This is a genomic window from Longispora sp. NPDC051575 (genome assembly GCF_040681875.1).
Classification (GTDB): Bacteria; Actinomycetota; Actinomycetes; order Mycobacteriales; family Micromonosporaceae; genus Longispora.
Window position 1 is genome coordinate 1 of sequence record NZ_JBFAZP010000007.1, and the last position, 19,638, is coordinate 19,638.

Here is a 19,638-nt window from a genome sequence, read left to right on the forward strand (position 1 = left end):
CCACCCCGGGGGGGGGGGCCGGGCTCTCGCGGGGGGGGGGGGGCGCCGCGCGGGGCCCCCCCCCCCACGACCAGGCCCGCGCTCCACCCGGACCACACCGCCCCACGACCAGGCCCGCGCTCCACCCGGACCACACCGCCCCACGACCAGGCCCGAGCTCCACCCCGGGCCACCCCGCCCCACGACCAGGCCCGCTCCGCCCCGGGCCACCCCGCCCCACGCACGCGGCCAGGAGCCGCCCCGCCCGGCCAGCCGAGCCGGCCCGCTGTCCCACCTCCGGAGGCCCCCGTGACCACCACCCTCGAAACCCCCCGGGCGACCTCACCGCCCACCCTGATCGACGCGTCCCGCCCCGGCCGTCGCGGCTGGCGGCTGCCCCGCCCGGTCCGCCGGGTCGGCGGCCCCCTGCTCCTGCTGCTGGCCTGGCAGCTGCTGGGCGACGGCCGCACCCTGGCCCCGCCGAGCGCCGTGCTGGCCGCAGGCTGGGAGCTGGCCTCGACCGGCGAGCTCGGCACCCACCTGCTGGCCTCGCTGAGCCGGGTGGCCCAGGGCCTGGCGCTGGGCATCACCTCCGGGGTGGTGTTCGCGGTGCTGGCGGGCCTGTTCCGGTACGGGGAGGACCTGGTCGACTCCAGCCTGCAGATCCTGCGCGCCCTGCCCACCCTCGGCCTCCTGCCGCTGGTGATCATCTGGTTCGGGGTGGGCGAGGTGCCGAAGGTGGCCCTGGTCGCCTACGGGACGATGTTCCCGGTCTACATCAACACGTACGCGGCGATCCGGGGCGTGGACAACAAGCACGTCGAGTCGGGGCAGACGTTCGGGCTGGGCCGGCTGGGGCTGATCCGGCACGTGATCCTGCCGGGGGCGGTGCCGGGCTTCCTGGTCGGGCTGCGGTTCGCGTTGACCAGTAGCTGGCTGATCATGATCATCGCGGAGCAGCTGAACGCGACCAGCGGCATCGGGTACCTGATGAACCAGGCCCAGAGCTGGTACCGCACCGACATCATCGTGCTCGGCCTGCTCATCTACGGCGCGTTGGGCCTGTTCGCCGACGTGCTGGTCCGGTTCCTGGAACGCCGCCTGCTCAGTTGGCGGCACGGATTCGAGGGGTCCTGATGACCGCCGTCCCGGCCGCCACGACCACCACCAGTTCCGTCGTCGCCCAGAACGTCCGGCGCTCCTTCGACGGCCGCGAGGTGCTCGCCGGCATCGACCTGGAGATCGCCCCGGGCGAGTTCGTGGCCCTGCTCGGCCGCTCCGGCTCCGGCAAGTCCACCCTGCTGCGCGCCATGGCCGGGCTGGACTCCGGCTACGAGGGCAGCCTGCGGGTACCCGAAAAGCGGTCCGTGGTCTTCCAGGAGCACCGCCTGCTGCCCTGGAAACGCGTGATCGACAACGTGACCCTGGGCCTGCGGGACGCGTCGCGGGGACTCCCGGCCCTGGAGGAGGTCGGGCTCGCCGACCACGCCCGGGCCTGGCCGATCACGCTGTCCGGCGGCGAGGCCCAACGCGCGGCCCTGGCCCGGGCGCTGGTCCGCGAGCCCGAACTGCTGCTGCTCGACGAGCCGTTCGGCGCCCTGGACGCGCTGACCCGGATCCGGATGCACGCGCTGCTGCGCCGGCTGTGCGACCGGTACCGGCCGGCCGTCTTCCTCGTCACCCACGACGTCGACGAGGCGGTCCTGCTCGCCGACCGGGTGCTCGTCCTGTCCACGGAGGGCCGCCTGGCCCTCGACCGCCGGGTGGACCTGGAATCCCCCCGGCACCGCGCCAGCCCCGGATTCGCCGAGCTGCGCGCCGACCTGCTGACCGAACTCGGAGTGCGCGAATGACCCGCAAACAGCTACACCTCAACGCCTTTCTGATGAGTACCGGGCACCACGAGGCGTCCTGGCGGCTGCCGGAGTCCGACCCGTTCGCCAACATCAGCCTGGCGCACTACCAGGAGCTGGCCCGGGTCGCCGAGCGCGGCAAGCTCGACTCCCTGTTCCTCGCCGACGGGCCCGTCCTGTGGAGCAGCATCGGCCGCCGCCCCGCCGGCCAGCTGGAGCCGACGGTGCTGCTCACTGCCCTGGCGGCGGTCACGGAGCACATCGGGCTGATCGCGACCGCGTCGACGACGTACAACGAGCCGTACAACCTGGCCCGGCGGTTCGCGTCCGTGGACCACGTGTCCGGGGGCCGGGCCGGCTGGAACATCGTCACCACGGCCGGGGTGGAGGCGGCCCGCAACTTCAACCTGGACGCGCTGCCGGCGCACGCGGACCGGTACGCGCGGGCGGCCGAGTTCATCGAGGTGTCCCTGAAGCTGTGGGACTCGTGGGCCGACGACGCGCCGCTCGGCGACAAGGAGTCGGGCGTGTGGGGCGCCGACGACCGGCTGTTCCCGCCGGAGCACGTCGGGGAGCACTTCCGGGTCGCCGGCCCGCTGAACGTGCCGCGCAGCCCGCAGGGCTACCCGCTGCTCGTGCAGGCCGGCTCGTCGGAGGACGGCAAGGACCTCGCCGCCCGGTACGCCGAGGCGGTGTTCACGGCGCAGCAGACCCTGGAGGACGCCCAGGCCTTCTACGCCGACCTCAAGGCGCGCACGGCGGCGGCCGGCCGCGACCCCGACACGATCAAGATCCTGCCCGGGATCGTGCCGGCGATCGGCTCCACCGAGGCCGAGGCGCTGGCCCTGGAGGCGGAGCTCGACCGGCTGATCCGGCCCGAGTTCGCCCGCAACCAACTCGCCCAGACGCTCCGGGTCGCCCCGGAGGATCTCGACCTCGACAAGGAACTCCCGGCCGACCTGCCGGCCGAGGACGAGATCGAGGGGGCGAAGAGCCGGTACACGCTGATCGTGACTCTCGCTCGTCGCGAGCGGCTCACCGTGCGACAGTTGATCGGCAGGCTCGGCGGAGGTCGGGGGCACCGCACCTTCGCCGGCACCCCCGAGCAGGTCGCCGACGCGATCGAGCACTGGTTCACGCACGGCGCGGCCGACGGGTTCAACATCATGCCGCCGGTGCTGCCGTCCGGGCTGACCGTGTTCGTCGACGAGGTGGTGCCGATCCTGCAGCGCAGGGGGCTGTTCCGCACCGAGTACACCGGCACGACCCTGCGGGACAACTACGGCCTGGCCCGTCCCGCCAACCGCAACCTCATCCCGGCCTAGGAGAGACAGTGACCGACTACCGCGTTCTCGGCCGCACCGGAGTCCGGCTCAGCCCGCTCACCCTGGGGGCGATGAACTTCGGGCCGCTCGGCAACCCCGACCACGCCGACGGGATCCGGATCATCCACCGCGCCCTCGACGAGGGCATCAACGTGATCGACACCGCCGACGTCTACTCGCAGGGCGAGTCCGAGACGATCGTCGGCAAGGCGCTCCTCGACGGGCGGCGCGACGAGGTGTTCCTGGCGACCAAGTTCCACGGCCAGATCGGGGACGACCCCAACCACCGGGGCAACTCCCGGCGGTGGATCGTCCGCGAGGTCGAGAACAGCCTGCGGCGCCTCCAGACCGACCACATCGACCTGTACCAGGTGCACCGCCCCGACCCCACGGTCGACTTCGACGACACCCTGGGCGCGCTGAGCGACCTCGTGCACCAGGGCAAGATCCGCTACATCGGTACCTCCACGTTCTCGGCCGCCCAGATCGTCGAGGGCCAGTGGATCGCCGAGCGGCGCGGCCGGGAGCGGGTCGTGGCCGAGCAGCCGCCGTACTCGATCCTGGCCCGGGGCATCGAACGCGAGGTGCTCCCCGTGGCACAGCGCTACGGCCTGGGCATCCTGCCGTGGAGCCCGCTGGCGGGCGGCTGGCTCTCGGGCTCGTACCTGACGGGCGCGTCCCGGCGGTCGGAGCGCTTCCCGGCCCGGTACGACGCGACGCTGCCCGCCAACGCGCCGAAGATCGAGGCGGTCACCAAGCTGGCCGCGCTCGCCGACGAGGCCGGCCTGTCGCTGATCCACCTGGCGATCGGGTTCGTGCTCGCGCACCCGGCGGTCACGTCCGCGATCATCGGGCCGCGCACCTGGGAGCACCTGGAGTCGCAGCTCGGGGCCTCGAAGGTGGTGCTGTCGGCGGACATCCTCGACCGGATCGACGAGATCGTCCCGCCCGGCGTGAACCTCAACGCCGCCGACGCCGGGTACGAGCCGCCGTCGATCACGGACCCGGCCCTGCGCCGCCGCTGAGCCGGGACCAGGGGAGGGCGCCCGGCTCCGACAGGGGAGGGGCGCCCGCTCCGGGAACCCGTCCGCGCCCACCCGGGCACCGGTCCGCGCGCCCACCTCGGGCCCCGGTCCGCGCCCATGGCCCGGTGCCTGTCACCAGTACCCGGAAAGACGTCGGTCAGTGCAGCCGCACCCCGCCCGGCCGGTCCAACGCCCGCCACAGCTCCATCGCCTGGTCGTCGGACTGCACGTCCCCCTCGCACTCCCGCTGGTAGATCTCGATGTAGTCCCGCAGCACGTCCGCGTTGATCGTGTCCGGCTCGGCCCCGGCGAACTCCGGGTCGGCGTGCAGCACGAGCAGCAGCAGCCCGGGCACCCGGGCGCCCTCGGGCCCCAGCGCCGGCTGGAAGTACGGCACGTCGAGGGCCCGGGCCCCGCGCCGCTGGTAGAACCGGAGCCGCGCGTCGGCGTACCCGTGCTGTTCGTTGCCGGTGTGCAGGGTCGGGTCCTCCACCTCGGCGAGGATCAGGCACGGCTCGTACTCCGCGCGCCACGCCGCCAGCGCCGCGTCCAGCAGCGGCCCGCCGACCCGCCCGCCCCGGTGTCCGGGCCGCACGGCCAGCCACGACAGCAGCAGCACCCGGGGGCCGGGCTCCCAGTCGCCGACGGCCCCGCCGAGCACGGTGCCGGCGTCGTCGGTGGCGATCCACACCGGGCCCCGGCCGGAGCCGACGAGGGCGGTGATCCCGGCCCGGGAACTGAGTTCGGCGGCGGGGAAGGACGGCACGAGGACCTCCTCGTACAACGCGTCGAGTTGCGGCCCCGGAGTGAGCAGTTCCGTGATGCGCATGTCGCTCAGTGTACAGTTCGGAGCTCGTGTTTCGCCTACGCTGAATGTCTACATGCGACTGGGGGCACAGTGGTTGAGCAGCAGGGACTCTTCGGTGGGGTGCTCCGGCAGGTGGCCAAGGGGTTGGCGGGGGACAAACCGCTGCTGCTCGGTCTCGCCGGTCTGGTGGTCCTCGGCGCGCTCGGGCTGGCGACCCCCGGCGACACGAGGATCGCGCTGTTCGCGGTCGCCGGCCTGGTGCTGGTGCTGTGCCTGGCCCGGATCGTCGTGGCCGCCCGGGTGGCCGCCGCGCGGGAGCGCCGCCGGGACAACACCGCCCGGCTGGGCAACGACGCGCGGGTCGGCAACGCGCGGCTGTCCGCGCCCGGCAGCAACGAGTTCGTGGCCGGAGACGGGCTCCAGATGAAGGACCTGACGATGACGGCCGGCGAGGAGCCCGAGCGGCGCGGTGACCCCCGGTGACCGACGGGACGGCCGGGGCGCACCCGGCGGCCCGGTTCATCGGCCGCCGCGCGGAGACCGGCCGCGCCCTGGGCCTGCTCGGCCGGGCGCCGTACGGCTCGGTGCTCGACGTCGTCGGCATGCACGGCATCGGCAAGACCTTCTTCCTCAAGGAGCTGGTCGCCGGGGCGCGGGCCGCCGACGCGCTCGTCTTCTACAAGGACCTCGCCGACGACCTGACCGGTCTCGGGTTCGACGAACGGCACGGCACCGGCCCGGACGCCGGCCTGGCCGTACTCGTCGAGACCCTGGTCTTCTCCGGGAAGGTGGCCCGGGGGCTGCTGGAGGCGTTCGGCCGGTCGGCCAGGGAACTGCGCGACGTGGTCCGGCTGCACAGCCAGCTGCGGGCCCGGCTGGAGGAGGCGTCCGGCAACTCCGTCACCCTCGGCGCGAACTCGTCGGTGGAGAGCATCCAGCTCCGGGTCGTGGAGGACGTCGCCCGGGTGCTCGCCCTGCAGGCCGAGTTCGACGAGGCGCTGGTCGGGGCGTGGCGGGCCGCGACCGGTGACCGCCCGGTGCTGCTGGCGATCGACTCCTTCGAGCGCGTGGTGGACGACGAGATCGGCCGCTGGCTGCTCAAGACGGCCCTGGCCCTGCCGAACACGCTGACCGTGCTGGCCCGCACCCCGACCGGCCACGCGCTGGTCAGCGACTCCGCGCACGTGCACCGCGAGCCGCTGGCGCCGTTCGGACCGACGGAGGTCGAGGAGTACCTGCTGGAACAGGTCGGCCCCGAGCAGGCCGACGGCGACATCCCCGGGATCGTGTACTCCTTCACCCACGGCCACCCGGGCGGCGTCGACCTGGCCGGCCGCTACCTCCTGGAACAGGGCGCGGCCCGGGCCGCCGACGGCCGGCCGGCCCGGATGTCCGCCGCCGAACTGCGCCGCGAGTTCGCCCGGCTGCCCGAGCGCGAGGGCGACCGGTGGGGCGGCATGGTCGACCTGATCCTGGGGGTACTGCGCGGCGAGCGCCGCTCCACCCTCGCCCCGGCCGTGGAGTGCGCGGCGGTCGCGGGCCGGTTCGACGCGCCGATGCTGGTGGACCTGCTCGGGCTGGCCGACACCGAGGAGGCCGGCCGGGTGCTGCACGGCCTCACCGGGCTGCGGCTCGCCTGGAACGTGCCCGACGAGGTCGGCGAGCCCAGCGAGTGGTTCCGGCTGCACGAGTTCATCCGGATCTCGCTGACCGACCGGCTGCGCACCGAGAACCCCGACCGCTGGCTGCACCTGCACGACCTGGCCGCCCGGCACTGCTACGACCGGCTGCAGAACTGGGAGGACGACCGGGGCGAGTACGGCACCTGGCACTGCTACGAGAACCCGCACTGGCAGGAGTACAAGCAGGCGTGGCTGCACCACACCGGGCAGACCACCCCGGACCCGCGCCTGACGTTCATCCGGTTCACGGTGGTGTTCCTGGAGGCCTTCTGGTGGTGGGGCTGCTACCACCCGTTCCCGTTCAACCGGCAGCTGATCGACGACTGGGAGAAGTTCCTCGGCGCGTGGGGGACCCGCCCGACCTGGAACGCGCGCGGCGGCTCGCCCAAGGTCGCCGGCCAGCGGCTGTCCGACGCGCTGGTGTTCCTCATCGACCACTACCCGCACGGGCACGACAAGAGCCTGCCGTCGCAGCCGTGGGACGCGATCCGGCGCAAGCTGCTCCAGGTGCAGGACATCTGCGGCCTGGCCCCGGGGACCCGGCTCCGGGTGTCGGAGGAGGACGCGGTGGCCGTCGCGCGGGCCCGGGGCCTGCTGGACATCTTCCTCGCGCACACCCGCCGGTTCGCCGACCCCTCGGACCAGGGCTCCTCCAGGTACTACGACAAGGCGCTCGCCGCCTTCACCGCGCTGGAGGACCACTGGGTCACCGAATGGCTGCTGTTCGAGCGCGCCGACCTCGACCTCGAACGCGGACAGCTCGACGATGCCCTGGCCGGCGTCGACCGGGCGGCCCGCGCCGTGCTCGAACTGGCCGAGACCGACGACGAGTGGGACCACGAACTCGCCGCCAACCTGCACCGGGTCCGCGCCGACGTGCTCTGGGCGCGCGGCGAGCTGGACCCGGCCGCGGAGGCGTACCGGCTCGCGCTGGTCGACGCGTACTGGTTCCAGGGCTCGCCGCACGAGCCGGACGCGTACACGGCGCGGTTCTACAAGGAGATCACCTCCCGGGCCGTGGACCGGATCCTGGCGCTGGCGGCGGACGACCCCGACGCGGCGGTCCGGTTCGCGAGGGCGGTCCGGCCGCTCGCCGTCGAGGCCGGCGGGGTGCCCCCGGAGGAGCTGCGGGGCCTGATCCTGGCGGGCGGGGCCGAGGCGCTCGCCGACGGGCTGCTGCCGCGCGGCCCGACCGCCCGGGAGTTGTCCGACCCGCAGAGCGAGTTCCTCGACGAGCTGCGCGACCGGCGCGAGTTCGCCCCCGACCCCCGGGAGAACGCCACCGTACTACTATGGATTCCGGGTGATTCATCCGATTAGTCCATGGTGGCGGACTGTGAAAGGAGTGCGCACTTCAGGTCACGAAAACGCCAGACTAGGCGGATGGTCGCTGAGTGGATCGTCGGTTTGGCAACGGCTGGTGGAGCGGAACTCGTCGGTGCGCGGGAGACCGCCACCTGGGAGGCGGTCAGGGCGAGCTTCGCCCGGCTGCTCGCCCAAGGGGAGGAGTCCCAGGTCGGCCGGGAGATCGAGCGGTTCGACGCGGAGGCGGCCAGCCTCGCCCGGGTCGACGACGCGCTGCGCCCGCAACTCGGCAAGGCCGTGGAGTTCACCTGGCAGGTCCGGCTCGTCGCGCTCCTGGAGGACCACCCGGAGGCGGCCAGCGAGTTGTGCACGCTGCTGCTCGCCGCGCGGGGCCCGGAAACCGTACGATCGGAACCGTTGCCGTTCGCCCCATGATCCGAGGAGCCGCCGTGCACGAGGTCCGTGGAGTCGTCGCCCGTTCCGTGCACGCGCCGGTGAGCCTGGAGACGATCCTGGTGCCTGACCCGGGGCCCGGCGAGGCGCTGGTCGCCGTGCGGGCCTGCGGGGTCTGCCACACCGACCTGCACTACCGCGAGGGCGGGATCAACGACGAGTTCCCGTTCCTGCTCGGCCACGAGGCCGCCGGGGTCGTCGAGGCGGTCGGCCCGGACGTCACCTCCGTCGCGCCCGGCGACTACGTGGTGCTCAACTGGCGCGCCGTGTGCGGCTCCTGCCGGGCGTGCCTGCGCGGCCGCCCGCAGTACTGTTTCGCCACCCACAACGCGGTCCAGAAGATGACCCTCGCCGACGGCACCCCGCTGTCCCCGGCGCTGGGGATCGGCGCGTTCGCCGACAAGACCCTGGTCGCGGCCGGCCAGTGCACGAAGGTCGACCCGGCCGCCGAACCCGCCGTCGCCGGCCTGCTGGGCTGCGGCGTCATGGCCGGGCTCGGCGCGGCCCTGCACACCGGCGCGGTGTCGCGGGGCGACTCGGTCGCCGTGATCGGCTGCGGCGGGGTCGGCAACGCGGCCATCGCCGGCGCCCGGCTGGCCGGCGCGGCCACCGTGATCGGCGTCGACGTCGACCCGCGCAAACTCGACTGGGCCCGCCAGCTCGGCGCCACCCACACCGTGCTGTCCGGCGACGGCGACGTGGTCGAGGCGATCCGCGCGCTGACCGGCGGCTTCGGCGCGGACGTGGTGATCGACGCGGTCGGCCGCCCGGAGACGTACACCCAGGCCTTCTACGCCCGCGACCTCGCCGGCACCGTCGTCCTCGTCGGCGTCCCCACCCCCGACATGCGGATCGACCTGCCGCTGCTCGACGTCTTCGGCCGCGGCGGCGCCCTCAAGTCCTCCTGGTACGGCGACTGCCTGCCGTCCCGCGACTTCCCCACCCTGATCGGGCTGTACCTCCAGGGCCGGCTCGACCTGGGCGCGTTCGTTTCGGAACGGATCGCGCTGGACGGGGTGGAGGAGGCGTTCGCGCGGATGTCGCGGGGCGAGGTGCTGCGCTCGGTGGTGGAGTTCTAGCCCGGTCGCCGAGTTCCGCGCCGACCGGGGCCGCGAGATGGTCGCCGACCCGGCTGGGGCCTGGTCGCGGCCCGGGCCGGGAGCTGGACGTCGACCCGGCTGGGGCTTGGTCGCGGCCCCGGCCGCGAGCTGGACGTCGACCCGGGCTGGGGCCTGGTCCCTGGCCTGAGCTGGGAACTCGTCGTCGATCCGGCTGTGGGCTGGTCGCCGGCCCTGGCCGGGAGCTGGTCCCGGGCTCTAGCCGGGAGCTGATCCCCGGCATTGGCCGAGAGCTGGTCCCCGGTGCGCGGTCAGCTGGCCCTGGCCTTGCGCCGCCGGTCCCCGACGAGCAGGACGGCAAGCCCGATCAACCCCACGAAAATCCCGATCCACGGTTGGTACTCGGTCGCCCAGCGCAACAGGAACCCGAACCGCTCGTTGTCGAACCCGGAGTAGGCGATCGCCGACCCGAAGCCCTGGATCATGATGATCACGCCGATGAACTCCAGCATGGTGCGCTCCCCGGTGACGATCCGCCGCTGCCCCCCGAGGCTCCCACGGCCGCGCGCCCGGATTCCTCGTCACCGGGGACGAACCGACATCCCCCGCAGGAGGTATCCGCCCCTCGTCCGCCCGCGCCAGGCCCCCTCGCCCGGGGCGAATCCCGCACCCGGGACAGGGGGCGGCGGCCGGGGATGGGCCGGTCACTCCACCCGCAGCCGGTACCCGCGCTTGATCACGGTCTGGACGTAGCGGGCCGAGCCCAGGCTCCCACGCAGCCGGGCCACCGCCATCTCCACCGCGTGCCCGTCCATCCCCCGGGGCAGGGCCGCGAGGAGTTCGGTGCGCGACACCACCCGGCCGGGGTGTTCGGCGAGCACCCGCAGGACGGACATCGGGGCCGGGGCGAGCGGGTGCGGGTGGCCGTCGAGCAGGACGGCGTGACCGCGCAGTTCGAGGGTGCCGCCGCCGACGGTGAGCCGCCGGGCCCGGCGGGGCAGCTCGTCGGTCACGGCCCGGACCAGCGAACCGAGCCGGGCGCGGTCGGGCAGCAGGGTCGGGGCGCCCGCCGCGCGCAACAGTCCGGCCGTGACGGGCCCGACACACGCGGCCAGCACCGCCGGCCACGGCGGCGATCCGGAAGCCGCTTCGGCGCCCACGCCGGACAGCTCCCGGATACCCGGTTCACCGGCCTCGTTTCCGCCACCACGCGCGGTGTCACTCGTCGGAACCGAGGAGGACCCACCCGGAGTGCCGGAAGCCCGCGCCAGGCCCACAGACTTCCCGGACCCGGACCCGACGCCGGGGCCGGTGCCGTCGGCGCGCCCGCCGAAGGCCGCCAGCACCCCCGGCGCGTCCGCCCCCGCCACCTGGAGCAGCCCCGACACGGCCGGCGCGCTCGTGAACGTCACCGCGTCGACCTGCCCGGCGAGCACCATCTCCACCAGGCGGCGCACGGGACCGACGTCCTCGGGCAGCTCCCACCGGTACACGGGAACGATCACGACCTCGGCCCCCGCGGCCCGCAGCGCGGCCACGAACGCCTCCTGCGGCTCGCCGTGCAGTTGCACCGCGATCCGCTGGCCCGCGACGCCCTGGGCGAGCAGGTGGTCCTGCACCTCCTCGCAGCACTCCGACTCGGCGTGCCACCAGTCGACGAGCCCGGCCGCGCGGATCGCGCCCCGGGCCTTGGGTCCCCGGGCGATCAGCCGGGCCTTGCCGAGGACGGGGAGCAGCGGCAGTCCCCAGCCCTCGGCGGCCTCCAGCCAGCCCCGGAACCCGATCCCTGTGGTGCACACGACGAGGTCGGGCGGGTTGTCGACGCAGGCGGCGGTGGCCTCGTGTAGGGCAGCGTCGTCGGCGAGCGGCAGGAGCGTGATGGCGGGGGCGCTGACCACCCGCGCGCCCCGCCGTTCCAGCAACGTGGCCAGTTCGCCCCGCCGCCGGTCGGCCGTGACCGCGACCGTGAACCCCTCCAGCGGCGCGGTCACGGCCCGGCCCCCTGCCCGCCACCGCGCGACCCGCAGTCCGCGCCGCCCCGGGCCCGCCGCCCGGTGCGGCCGGCCCAGGGGTCCCACGTCTCAGCAGCGTCCGGGTGCGCGACGAGTCCGGCGGCAGGCGAGGCCGAACCAAAGACCACGGCGCCCGAAGTCCGCCCCATCCCGGTGGCGCCAGGGATTCGCTCCGCCCCGGCGGCGCCCGAAGCCCGGCCCACCCCGGCGGCCGTCGGGGGCGCGCCACCGGCCCCCGTGCCCGGCGTGCGCCCCGGCACGGTGCTGTCGGCGACCCACGGGGGGACCCGCAAGGTCACGGGACCGCCACCTCGATCAACCCGTCCCGGCACCGTGCCGGATACACCGGCACCCCCACCCCGGGTACGTCGAGGCACGCCCCGGTCCGCAGGTCGAATGCCTGCTTGTGCATCGGGGACAGGACAACGGGGACCTCACCCCGGGTGCCGACGATGCCCCGGGACAGCACCTGCGCGCCGCTGAGCGGGTCCCCGTTGCCGATGGCGTACAGCTGGTCGTCGTGCAGGCGGAACACGGCCACCTGGGTGTCGCCGAGGAGCGCGGCGGCGCCCCGTTCGGGCAGCAGGTGGTCGAGTCGGCAGATCGCGGTCCAGGTCACGGTCACACCCCTAGGCTGGGCGGGCAGGTCACGGCGGGCGGGCGGTTCACAGCGAGTGGGCAGGCCACGGCGCATGGGCGGTTCACGGCGAGTGGGCAGGCCACGGCGAGCAGGCCGTTCATGGCGAGCGGCCAGGACACGGCGAGCGGCCAGGTCACGGCGGGCGGCCAGGTCACGGCCGAGTCCCGATGCTGAGCAGCGGAACAGGTTGACCGCGTTCGACGGTGAACGAGATCGTGGGGTCGGGCGTGTCCGGCGCGTTGACGAAGGACACGAAGCGCCGGAGCTTCACCGGGTCGTCGAGGACGGCGCGCCACTCGTCCACGTACCCGTCGACGTGTTGTGCCATGGCCGCGTCGAGGTCGGCCGCGAGTCCCAGGCTGTCGTCGACGATCACGGCGCGGAGGTAGTCGAGTCCGAGGTTGCCGACCCAGACGGAGGTGCGCTGGAGCCGGTCGGCGGTGCGGACGTAGAACATCAGGAACCGGTCGACGTAGGTGACGAGGTCGGTGGTCGACAGGTCGCTGAGCAGCAGGTCCGCGTGCCGGGGCGTGAAGCCGCCGTTGCCGCCGACGTAGAGGTTCCAGCCGTTCTCGGTGGCGATGATCCCGAAGTCCTTGCCCCGGGCCTCGGCGCACTCGCGGGCGCAGCCGGACACCGCCGCCTTGATCTTGTGCGGGGCGCGCAGGCCGCGGTACCGCAGTTCCAGCGCGACGGCGAGCCCGACGGAGTCCTGCACCCCGTACCGGCACCACGTGTCGCCCACGCAGGACTTCACCGTCCGCAGCGCCTTGCCGTAGGCGTGCCCGGACTCGAACCCGGCGTCCACGAGCCGCCGCCAGATCGCGGGCAGCTGCTCGACCCGGGCGCCGAACAGGTCGACCCGCTGCCCGCCGGTGATCTTCGTGTAGAGGCCGAAGTCGCGGGCCACCTCGCCGATCACGATGAGCTTCTCGGGGGTGATCTCGCCGGCCGGCACCCGGGGCACGACGGAGTAGGTGCCGTCCTTCTGGAGGTTGGCGAGGAAGTGGTCGTTGGTGTCCTGGAGCGCGGCCTGTTCCCCGTCGAGGATGTGCCCGCCGCCCAGGGACGCGAGGATGGAGGCGACGGCGGGTTTGCACAGGTCGCAGCCCCGGCCGGTGCCGACGGCCCCCACCAGCTCGGAGTAGGTCCGGATGCCCCGGACCCGGACGATGTCGAACAGCTCCTGCCGGGAGTACCCGAAGTGTTCGCACAGGGCCGTGGACTGGGCGATCCCGGCCTCGGCGAGCAGCGACCTGAGCAGCGGCACGCACGACCCGCAGCCGGTCCCCGCCTTCGTGCATGCCTTGATCGCCGGGATGTCGGTGTGCCCGCACGCCACGGCGTCGAGGACATCCGACTTGGTCACCGCGTGGCACGAGCACACCTGCGCGGAGTCGGGCAGCCCGACCGGCGCGGCCCCGGAGGCCATCAGGTCGGCGAGGGTGCCGGGCAGCGGGCCGCCGACGCTGGCCCGCAGGGTCGGGTACGCCGACGCGTCGCCGACCAGGATCCCGCCGAGCAGGGTCTGGGCGTCGTCGGAGAGCACGAGTTTCGCGTACACGCCGGTGGCCGGGTCGTTGTAGACCACGTCGAGGGGCCCGGTCAGCGCCCCGAAGCTGGCGACGTCCACGCCGAGCAGCTTCAATTTTGTTGACATATCCGGCGTGTCCAGGGTGGAGTCGCCGCCCGTCAGCCGGTCGGCGACGACCTCGGCCATCGCGTAGCCGGGGGCCACGAGCCCGTAGGTGACCCCGTCGACGGCGGCGCACTCGCCGACCGCCCACACGTCCGGCGCGGAGGCCCGGCACGAGGAGTCCACCAGCACCCCGCCGCGCGGCCCGACCGCGAGCCCGGACGCGCGGGCCAGTTCGTCGCGGGCCCGGATGCCGGCGGCGAACACCACGACGTCGGCGTCGAGGTCGGCGACGTCGCGGACCCCCTCGCCGCAGTCGACGGCGATGTCGAGGGCCCGGACCCGGCGGCGGAGCAGCGCGCCGCCGGCCACGTCGACCTGCAACGGCATCAGGTGCGGGGCGTGCTCGACGATCCGCACGTCCAGCCCGAGCAGCCGTAGCGCGTTGGCGGCCTCCAGCCCGAGCAGGCCGCCGCCGACGACCACACCGGTGCGCTGCCCGGCCGCGTGGGCCCGGATCGCGTCGAGGTCGTCGAGGGTGCGGTACACGAAGCAGTGCGGCGCGTCGGCGTTGGCGACCGGGGGCACGAAGGCCCGCGAGCCCGTGGCCAGGACCAGGGCGTCATAGGGGTACGCCTCGTGCGCGGTCCGCACCACCCGTTCCGCGAGGTCCACGGCCACGGCCGGCTCGCCGAGCAGGAACTCCGTACCGGTCGGCACGCCCGGCGGGGCGAGGGTGAGCTCCTCGGCGGTGACGCCCTCGAAGTACGCGGACAGCCGGACCCGGTCGTAGGCGCGCCGGCTCTCCTCGGCGAGCACGGTCACCGACCAGCCGCGGTCGACGTCGCGGGCCGCGAGGGCCTCCACGAACCGCTGTCCCACCATGCCGTTGCCGATCACGACGAGTCTCATGGTCACACCTCCTCCTTCACGGGGTCCACTGTGGAAAGCCAGTCGGCGATGCCCCGGACGGCGTCCGCGCAGCCGCCGCAGCCGGTGGTCGCGTTGGTGCGTTCGGCGATCTGGGCCACGGTCCGGCCGCCGCACCGGACGATCTCGCCCTTGGTGACGGTGTTGCACCGGCAGACCACGGCGGCGTCGGGCATCAGGGCCGGGGTCTCGGCGGGCACGGCGGCCCTCGTCGCCCGGCCGAGCAGCAGCGACCGCCGGTCGGCCGGGACGGGGGTGCGCCGGTCGAAGAGCTGGGTGATGGTGCCGACCGTGGGGTTGTCGCCGAGCAGGATCGCGCCGCGCAGCCGCCCGTCGGTGACGGCCAGCCGGGCGTAGGTGCCCCGGGCCGGGTCGGCGAAGCTGAGGATCTCCTCGCCGTCGAGGTGGCCCATGGCGGCGAGGTCGATGCCGGCGGCCTTGAGCCGGGTGACGAGCCGCGAACCGGTGTACCGCGCCGCCCCGGCCTCGGGAGGCCCGCCGGCCGCCGCCCCGCCCAGCACCGCCGCGAGCACGGCCGCCTGCTCCCACGCGGGCGCGACCAGCCCGTACACGGTGTTGCGGTGTTCGGCGCAGTCGCCGAGCGCGTAGATGTCCGGGTCGCTGGCCCGCAGTTCGTCGTCGACGAGGACGCCCCGGCCGACGGCCAGCCCGATCGACTCGGCGAGGGTGGTGTCGGCCCGCACCCCGCAGGACACGACGAGGGGGTCGGCGGGCAGTTCGGTGCCGTCGGCGAGCCGGAGCACCCCGTCGACGTAGGCCACGGCCTGCGCGTCGACCCGGACCGTGACGCCCATCGCGGCCAGGGTGTCGGCGAGCATCGCCCCGCCGGTCGGGTCGAGCTGCCGTTCGAGCAGGTGTCCGGCGCCGTGCACGAGGGTGACGGGTCCCCGGACGGCCAGGCCCCGGGCCGCCTCGACCCCGAGCAGGCCCCCGCCGAGCACCACCGGGTGCGATCCGGGGGCGGCGAGGATCCGCCGGCAGTCCTCCAGGGTGCGAAACGCCGCCACGTTCGGTTGCAGTTCGCCGTCGTCGCTGGTCAGACCCTTGATCGGCGGGATGATCGCCCGGGAGCCGGTGGCCAGGACCAGTGCGTCGTAGGGTTCGCCGGCGACGGTGCGCGCGACCCGGTCCACGTCGGTCGCGGTCACGCCGAGCCGCAGGTCCACGTCCGCCCCGGGAAGAGCGAGATCCTCCTCCTGGTACGCGCCGGCGAGCAGCCCCGACAGCAGGATCCGGTTGTACGCGGGCCCCGCCTCGGCCCCGTACACGGTCACGTCGTGCTCCCGGGCGAGCAGCGAGGCCAGTCGGGAGCCGGCCATCCCGTACCCGATGACGCTGATCCTCATGGTCTTTCCACCCGCACGGCGCACACCTTGAACTCGGGCATCCGGGAGGTCGGGTCCAGGGCCGGGTTGACCAGCGCGTTGACCCCGGCCCAGTGGAACGGCAGGAACACGGTGTCGGCCCGGATCGCCCCGGACACCCGGGCGGGCGCGGTGACGGTCCCGCGCCGGCTGGTCACGGTCACCGGCTCCCCGTCGGCGACGCCGAGCCGGCCGGCCAGGTCGGGGTGCAGCTCCACGAACAGCTCCCCGGGCAGCCGCCCGACCCGCCTGGTCTGCGCCCCCGACTGGTACTGGGTGAGCACCCGCCCCGTCGTCAGGTACACCGGGTACTCCCCGCACACGTCCTCGGCCGGCGGCCGGTGTTCGACGGGCACGAACCGGGCCCGCCCGTCGGGGGTCGCGAACGCCTCCTCGAACAGCCGGGGCGTGCCCGGGTGCGCGGCGTCGGGGCACGGCCAGAACACGCCGTCCTCGGCGTCGATCCGGTCGTAGCTGATCCCGGCGTAGTCGGCGGCCCCGCCCGCGCTGGCGGTGCCGAGTTCGGCGAACACGGCCTCGGGTTCGGCGAGCACCGGGACCCCGAGCCGGTCGCCCAGCGCGGCCAGGATGTCCAGGTCGGTGCGCACCCCCTCGGGCGGGTCCATCAGCTTGCGCCGCCGGATCACCCGGCCCTCCAGGTTCGTCATGGTGCCGTCCTCCTCGGCCCACTGCGCGGTGGGCAGCACGACGTCGGCGAGCGCGGCGGTCTCCGACAGCACCAGGTCGGCGACGACGAGCAGGTCCAGCGCCTTCAGCCGGTCGGTGACGTGCCGGGCCCGGGGCGCGGACACCACCGGGTTGGACCCGAACACCAGCAGCGCCTTCGTGCTGGTGCCGAGCCCGTCGAGCAGCTCGTACGCGGACGGCCCCGGGCCGGGCAGATCCTGGGCCCGTACCCCCCAGATCCCGGCGATGTGCTCGCGGGCGGCGGGGTCGTCGATCCTGCGGTACCCGGGCAGCTGGTCGGCCTTCTGCCCGTGTTCCCGGCCGCCCTGCCCGTTGCCCTGCCCGGTCACGCAGCCGTAGCCGCCCCGGTGGCCGGGCAGCCCCAGCGCCAGGGCCAGGTTGATGAACGCGGACACCGTGTCGGTGCCCTTCGCGTGCTGCTCGGCGCCCCGCGCGGTGAGCACGTACGCCCGGCGCGCGCCGCCGAGCATCCGCACCGCCCGGACCATGTCCTCGATCGGCACCCCGGTGATCCGCTCGACCCGGGCCGGCCAGTAGTTCGCCACGGTGGCCCTGACCTGGTCGAACCCGGTGGTCCGGGCCGCGATGTAGCCGGGGTCGAGCAGGCCCTCGGCGATCGCCAGGTGCAGCAGCCCGTTGGCGAGCGCCAGGTCGGTGCCCGGGGTGTTCTGCAGGTGCAGGGCGGCCCGGGCGGCGGTGGCCGTGACCCGGGGGTCGACGACGATCAGGCCCGGCCCGTCGAGGTGCCGCAGGATCGGCGGCATGGTCTCCGCCAGGTTGCCGCCGGCCAGCAGGACCGCGTCGGCCCCGCCGAGGTCGGAGACCGGGAAGGGGAGTCCCCGGTCGAGGCCGAACGCGCGCATGCCGGCGGCGGCGGCCGAGGACATGCAGAACCGTCCGTTGTAGTCGATCGTCGACGTCCGCAGGACGGTCCGGGCGAACTTCCCCAGCGTGTACGCCTTCTCGTTGGTCAGCCCGCCCCCGCCGAACACGCCCACCGCGTCGGGGCCGTGCTCCCGCTGGGCGGCGAGGATGCCGGCCGCGACGAAGTCCAGTGCCTCGTCCCAGCTCACCGGCCGGCCGTGCAGCAGCGGGCTCGTGAGCCGCTCGGGGTGCCCGAGCAGGTCGGCCGAGGTCCAGCCCTTCTGGCAGAGCCCGCCCCGGTTGGTCGGGAAGTCCCGGGCCTCGACCGTGACCGTGCCCCCGACCCGGCGCAGGGTCATCGCGCACTGCAGGGCGCAGTACGGGCAGTGGGTCGCGGCCGTCGTCATGTCGGTCAGAGTGGCGGACGTGGGTTTCACGAGGGGTACCTCCCGTGTTTCCGGGGTGCTACGAGACGCGCACTTCGTGTCACACGCGGGCGTGGGCCAGGTTCGGAACCCGGGCCACCAGGACCTTGCGCAGGTAGAACCACCAGGTGGCCACCCCGCACACGGCGTAGCCGATCAGGAACACGTACAGCGCGGCGCGGATCGAGCCCGTGTTCGAGATCGAGATGGCGAACCCGCGCGGGATCAGGAAGCCGCCGAGCGCGCCGATCGCGGACGCGAGCCCGATCACGGCGGCGGCGGTGCGCCTGCCCTGCAGCTCGGTCCGGCCGGCCTCGGCGGCCTCGGTGCGGAAGATCGCCGGGATCATCCGGTACGTCGACCCGTTGCCGACCCCGCTGACCACGAACAGCAGCCCGAACGAGGCCAGGAACAGCCCGAACGTGTGCCCGGCCAGCCCCGCGAGCACCCCGGTGACGCCGAGGCCCATCAGGACGAACACGCCGAGGGTGACCCGGGCGCCGCCGATCCGGTCGGACAGCCAGCCGCCGACCGGGCGGGACACGGAGCCGACCAGGGGGCCGAGCGCGGCCCAGTACGGCCAGGCGACCTCCGCGAACTGGCCCTTGATCAGCAGGGGGAGCGCCGCGGAGTACCCGATGAAGGAGCCGAACGTGCCGATGTACAGGAACGACATCACCCAGGTGTGCCGGCTCCGGAAGGCCGTGAACTGCTCGGACATCTTCGCCCGGGCCACGGTGAGGTTGTCCATGAACAGCCAGGCGCAGACCGTGGCGACCAGCACCGGGACCAGCCAGAGCAGCGGTGCGTTGACCAGGTGCGGCGCCGCGGCGGTCACGATGACCGCCGGGACCGCGAACTGCACGACGGCCACGCCGATGTTGCCGCCGGCCGCGTTCAGCCCGAGCGCGAAGCCCTTGCGCGCCTCCGGGTAGAAGTAGGAGATGTTGGCCATGCTGGAGGCGAAGTTGCCGCCGCCCAGGCCGGCCGTCGCCGCCGCGAACAGGAACATCCCGTACGGCGTGCCCGGGGTGCTCACGCAGTAGGCCATCAGGCCGAGCGGGACGAGCAGCAGCGCGGCGGACACCGTCGTCCAGTTCCGGCCGCCGAACCGGGCGACCGCCGCCGTGTAGGGCAGCCGCATGAACGCCCCGACCAGGTTGGGCAGCGCCACCAGCCAGAACAGCTGGTCGACGGAGAACGCGAAGCCGGCGGCCGGCAGGCTGACCGCGACGACGCTCCACAGCAGCCAGATCGAGAAGCCGAAGTGCTCGGCCAGGATCGAGAAGACCAGGTTGCGTCGGGCGGTCCGCTGTCCGGTCGCCGCCCAGAACGCGGGATCCTCGGGAGTCCACTGTGTGATCCACCGGCCCATGGTTCGCCCCTCCTCGTACGCCTCTCGGGCACCCGTGTGTCCGATCGAGGTGAGTGGAGTCTGTCAAGGCGCTGTTGCGCTCGTGTATCACCCAAGTTGCCGGACCTGTGAAATCGACCGCACAAAGGCCGTGACCGGTCGGTGAGCTCCCGCGCGTCGCCGCCGGGGGGACCAC

At 74.0% G+C, this 19,638-nt stretch carries 16 protein-coding genes; 8 read left to right on the forward strand and 8 right to left on the reverse strand.

Features of this window, described 5'->3' with window-relative positions; genetic code table 11:
* The first annotated feature begins 288 nt into the window (after positions 1–288).
* From AB0M43_RS20800 to AB0M43_RS20815, 4 genes are read left to right on the forward strand one after another with little or no spacing between them, the layout of a single operon-like run.
* Entirely contained in the window at positions 289–1,116 is an 828-nt protein-coding gene (locus tag AB0M43_RS20800) for an ABC transporter permease (RefSeq protein ID WP_363727025.1), read from the forward strand.
* Positions 1,116–1,832: an ABC transporter ATP-binding protein gene (locus AB0M43_RS20805; RefSeq protein WP_363727027.1), complete on the forward strand. Its 717-nt coding sequence runs from the start codon at positions 1,116–1,118 to the stop codon at positions 1,830–1,832. Before AB0M43_RS20800 ends, AB0M43_RS20805 begins: the two co-directional genes overlap by 1 nt.
* Positions 1,829–3,157 carry an LLM class flavin-dependent oxidoreductase gene (locus AB0M43_RS20810; RefSeq protein WP_363727029.1) on the forward strand — a complete coding sequence of 443 codons (1,329 nt, stop codon included), beginning with the start codon at positions 1,829–1,831 and terminating at the stop codon, positions 3,155–3,157. Before AB0M43_RS20805 ends, AB0M43_RS20810 begins: the two co-directional genes overlap by 4 nt.
* Positions 3,158–3,165: 8 nt before the next feature.
* Positions 3,166–4,182: an aldo/keto reductase gene (locus tag AB0M43_RS20815; protein WP_363727031.1), complete on the forward strand. Its 1,017-nt coding sequence runs from the start codon at positions 3,166–3,168 to the stop codon at positions 4,180–4,182.
* Positions 4,183–4,339: 157 nt separating this feature from the next.
* Here the strand turns inward: AB0M43_RS20815 and AB0M43_RS20820 are convergent, their stop codons facing one another.
* Positions 4,340–5,011 carry a GNAT family N-acetyltransferase gene (locus tag AB0M43_RS20820; RefSeq protein WP_363727033.1) on the reverse strand — a complete coding sequence of 224 codons (672 nt, stop codon included), beginning with the start codon at positions 5,009–5,011 and terminating at the stop codon, positions 4,340–4,342.
* 69 nt (positions 5,012–5,080) lie between these two features.
* Here AB0M43_RS20820 and AB0M43_RS20825 point away from each other — a divergent pair, with 69 nt between their 5' ends.
* From AB0M43_RS20825 to AB0M43_RS20840, 4 genes are all read left to right on the forward strand, one after another.
* Complete coding sequence (locus AB0M43_RS20825) at positions 5,081–5,473, forward strand: hypothetical protein (protein WP_363727035.1); 393 nt, start codon at positions 5,081–5,083, stop codon at positions 5,471–5,473.
* Positions 5,470–7,992: a tetratricopeptide repeat protein gene (locus AB0M43_RS20830; RefSeq protein ID WP_363727036.1), complete on the forward strand. Its 2,523-nt coding sequence runs from the start codon at positions 5,470–5,472 to the stop codon at positions 7,990–7,992. Before AB0M43_RS20825 ends, AB0M43_RS20830 begins: the two co-directional genes overlap by 4 nt.
* A 63-nt stretch (positions 7,993–8,055) precedes the next feature.
* Positions 8,056–8,412, forward strand: a complete 357-nt coding sequence (locus AB0M43_RS20835; RefSeq protein WP_363727038.1) for a hypothetical protein — start codon at positions 8,056–8,058, stop codon at positions 8,410–8,412.
* Entirely contained in the window at positions 8,409–9,509 is a 1,101-nt protein-coding gene (locus AB0M43_RS20840) for an S-(hydroxymethyl)mycothiol dehydrogenase (protein WP_363727040.1), read from the forward strand. Before AB0M43_RS20835 ends, AB0M43_RS20840 begins: the two co-directional genes overlap by 4 nt.
* Positions 9,510–9,799: 290 nt before the next feature.
* Here AB0M43_RS20840 and AB0M43_RS20845 read toward each other — a convergent pair whose 3' ends face one another.
* From AB0M43_RS20845 to AB0M43_RS20875, 7 genes are all read right to left on the reverse strand, one after another.
* Positions 9,800–10,000 (reverse strand): hypothetical protein, encoded by a 201-nt coding sequence (locus AB0M43_RS20845; protein ID WP_363727042.1) that lies wholly within the window; start codon positions 9,998–10,000, stop codon positions 9,800–9,802.
* Positions 10,001–10,192: 192 nt separating this feature from the next.
* Positions 10,193–11,479, reverse strand: a complete 1,287-nt coding sequence (locus tag AB0M43_RS20850; protein WP_363727044.1) for a uroporphyrinogen-III synthase — start codon at positions 11,477–11,479, stop codon at positions 10,193–10,195.
* A 316-nt stretch (positions 11,480–11,795) separates the two neighbouring features.
* Positions 11,796–12,146, reverse strand: a complete 351-nt coding sequence (nirD, locus tag AB0M43_RS20855; protein WP_363728012.1) for a nitrite reductase small subunit NirD — start codon at positions 12,144–12,146, stop codon at positions 11,796–11,798.
* A 145-nt stretch (positions 12,147–12,291) separates the two neighbouring features.
* Complete coding sequence (nirB, locus tag AB0M43_RS20860; RefSeq protein WP_363728013.1) at positions 12,292–14,688, reverse strand: nitrite reductase large subunit NirB; 2,397 nt, start codon at positions 14,686–14,688, stop codon at positions 12,292–12,294.
* Between the two features lie 2 nt (positions 14,689–14,690).
* Positions 14,691–16,073 (reverse strand): FAD-dependent oxidoreductase, encoded by a 1,383-nt coding sequence (locus AB0M43_RS20865; RefSeq protein ID WP_363727046.1) that lies wholly within the window; start codon positions 16,071–16,073, stop codon positions 14,691–14,693.
* The gene (locus AB0M43_RS20870) at positions 16,070–18,070 is read right to left on the reverse strand and encodes a molybdopterin oxidoreductase family protein (protein ID WP_363727049.1); all 2,001 of its coding nucleotides are present in this window, start codon (positions 18,068–18,070) and stop codon (positions 16,070–16,072) included. Before AB0M43_RS20870 ends, AB0M43_RS20865 begins: the two co-directional genes overlap by 4 nt.
* A gap of 79 nt (positions 18,071–18,149) precedes the next feature.
* Complete coding sequence (locus tag AB0M43_RS20875; RefSeq protein ID WP_363727051.1) at positions 18,150–19,463, reverse strand: nitrate/nitrite transporter; 1,314 nt, start codon at positions 19,461–19,463, stop codon at positions 18,150–18,152.
* Positions 19,464–19,638: the final 175 nt, after the last annotated feature.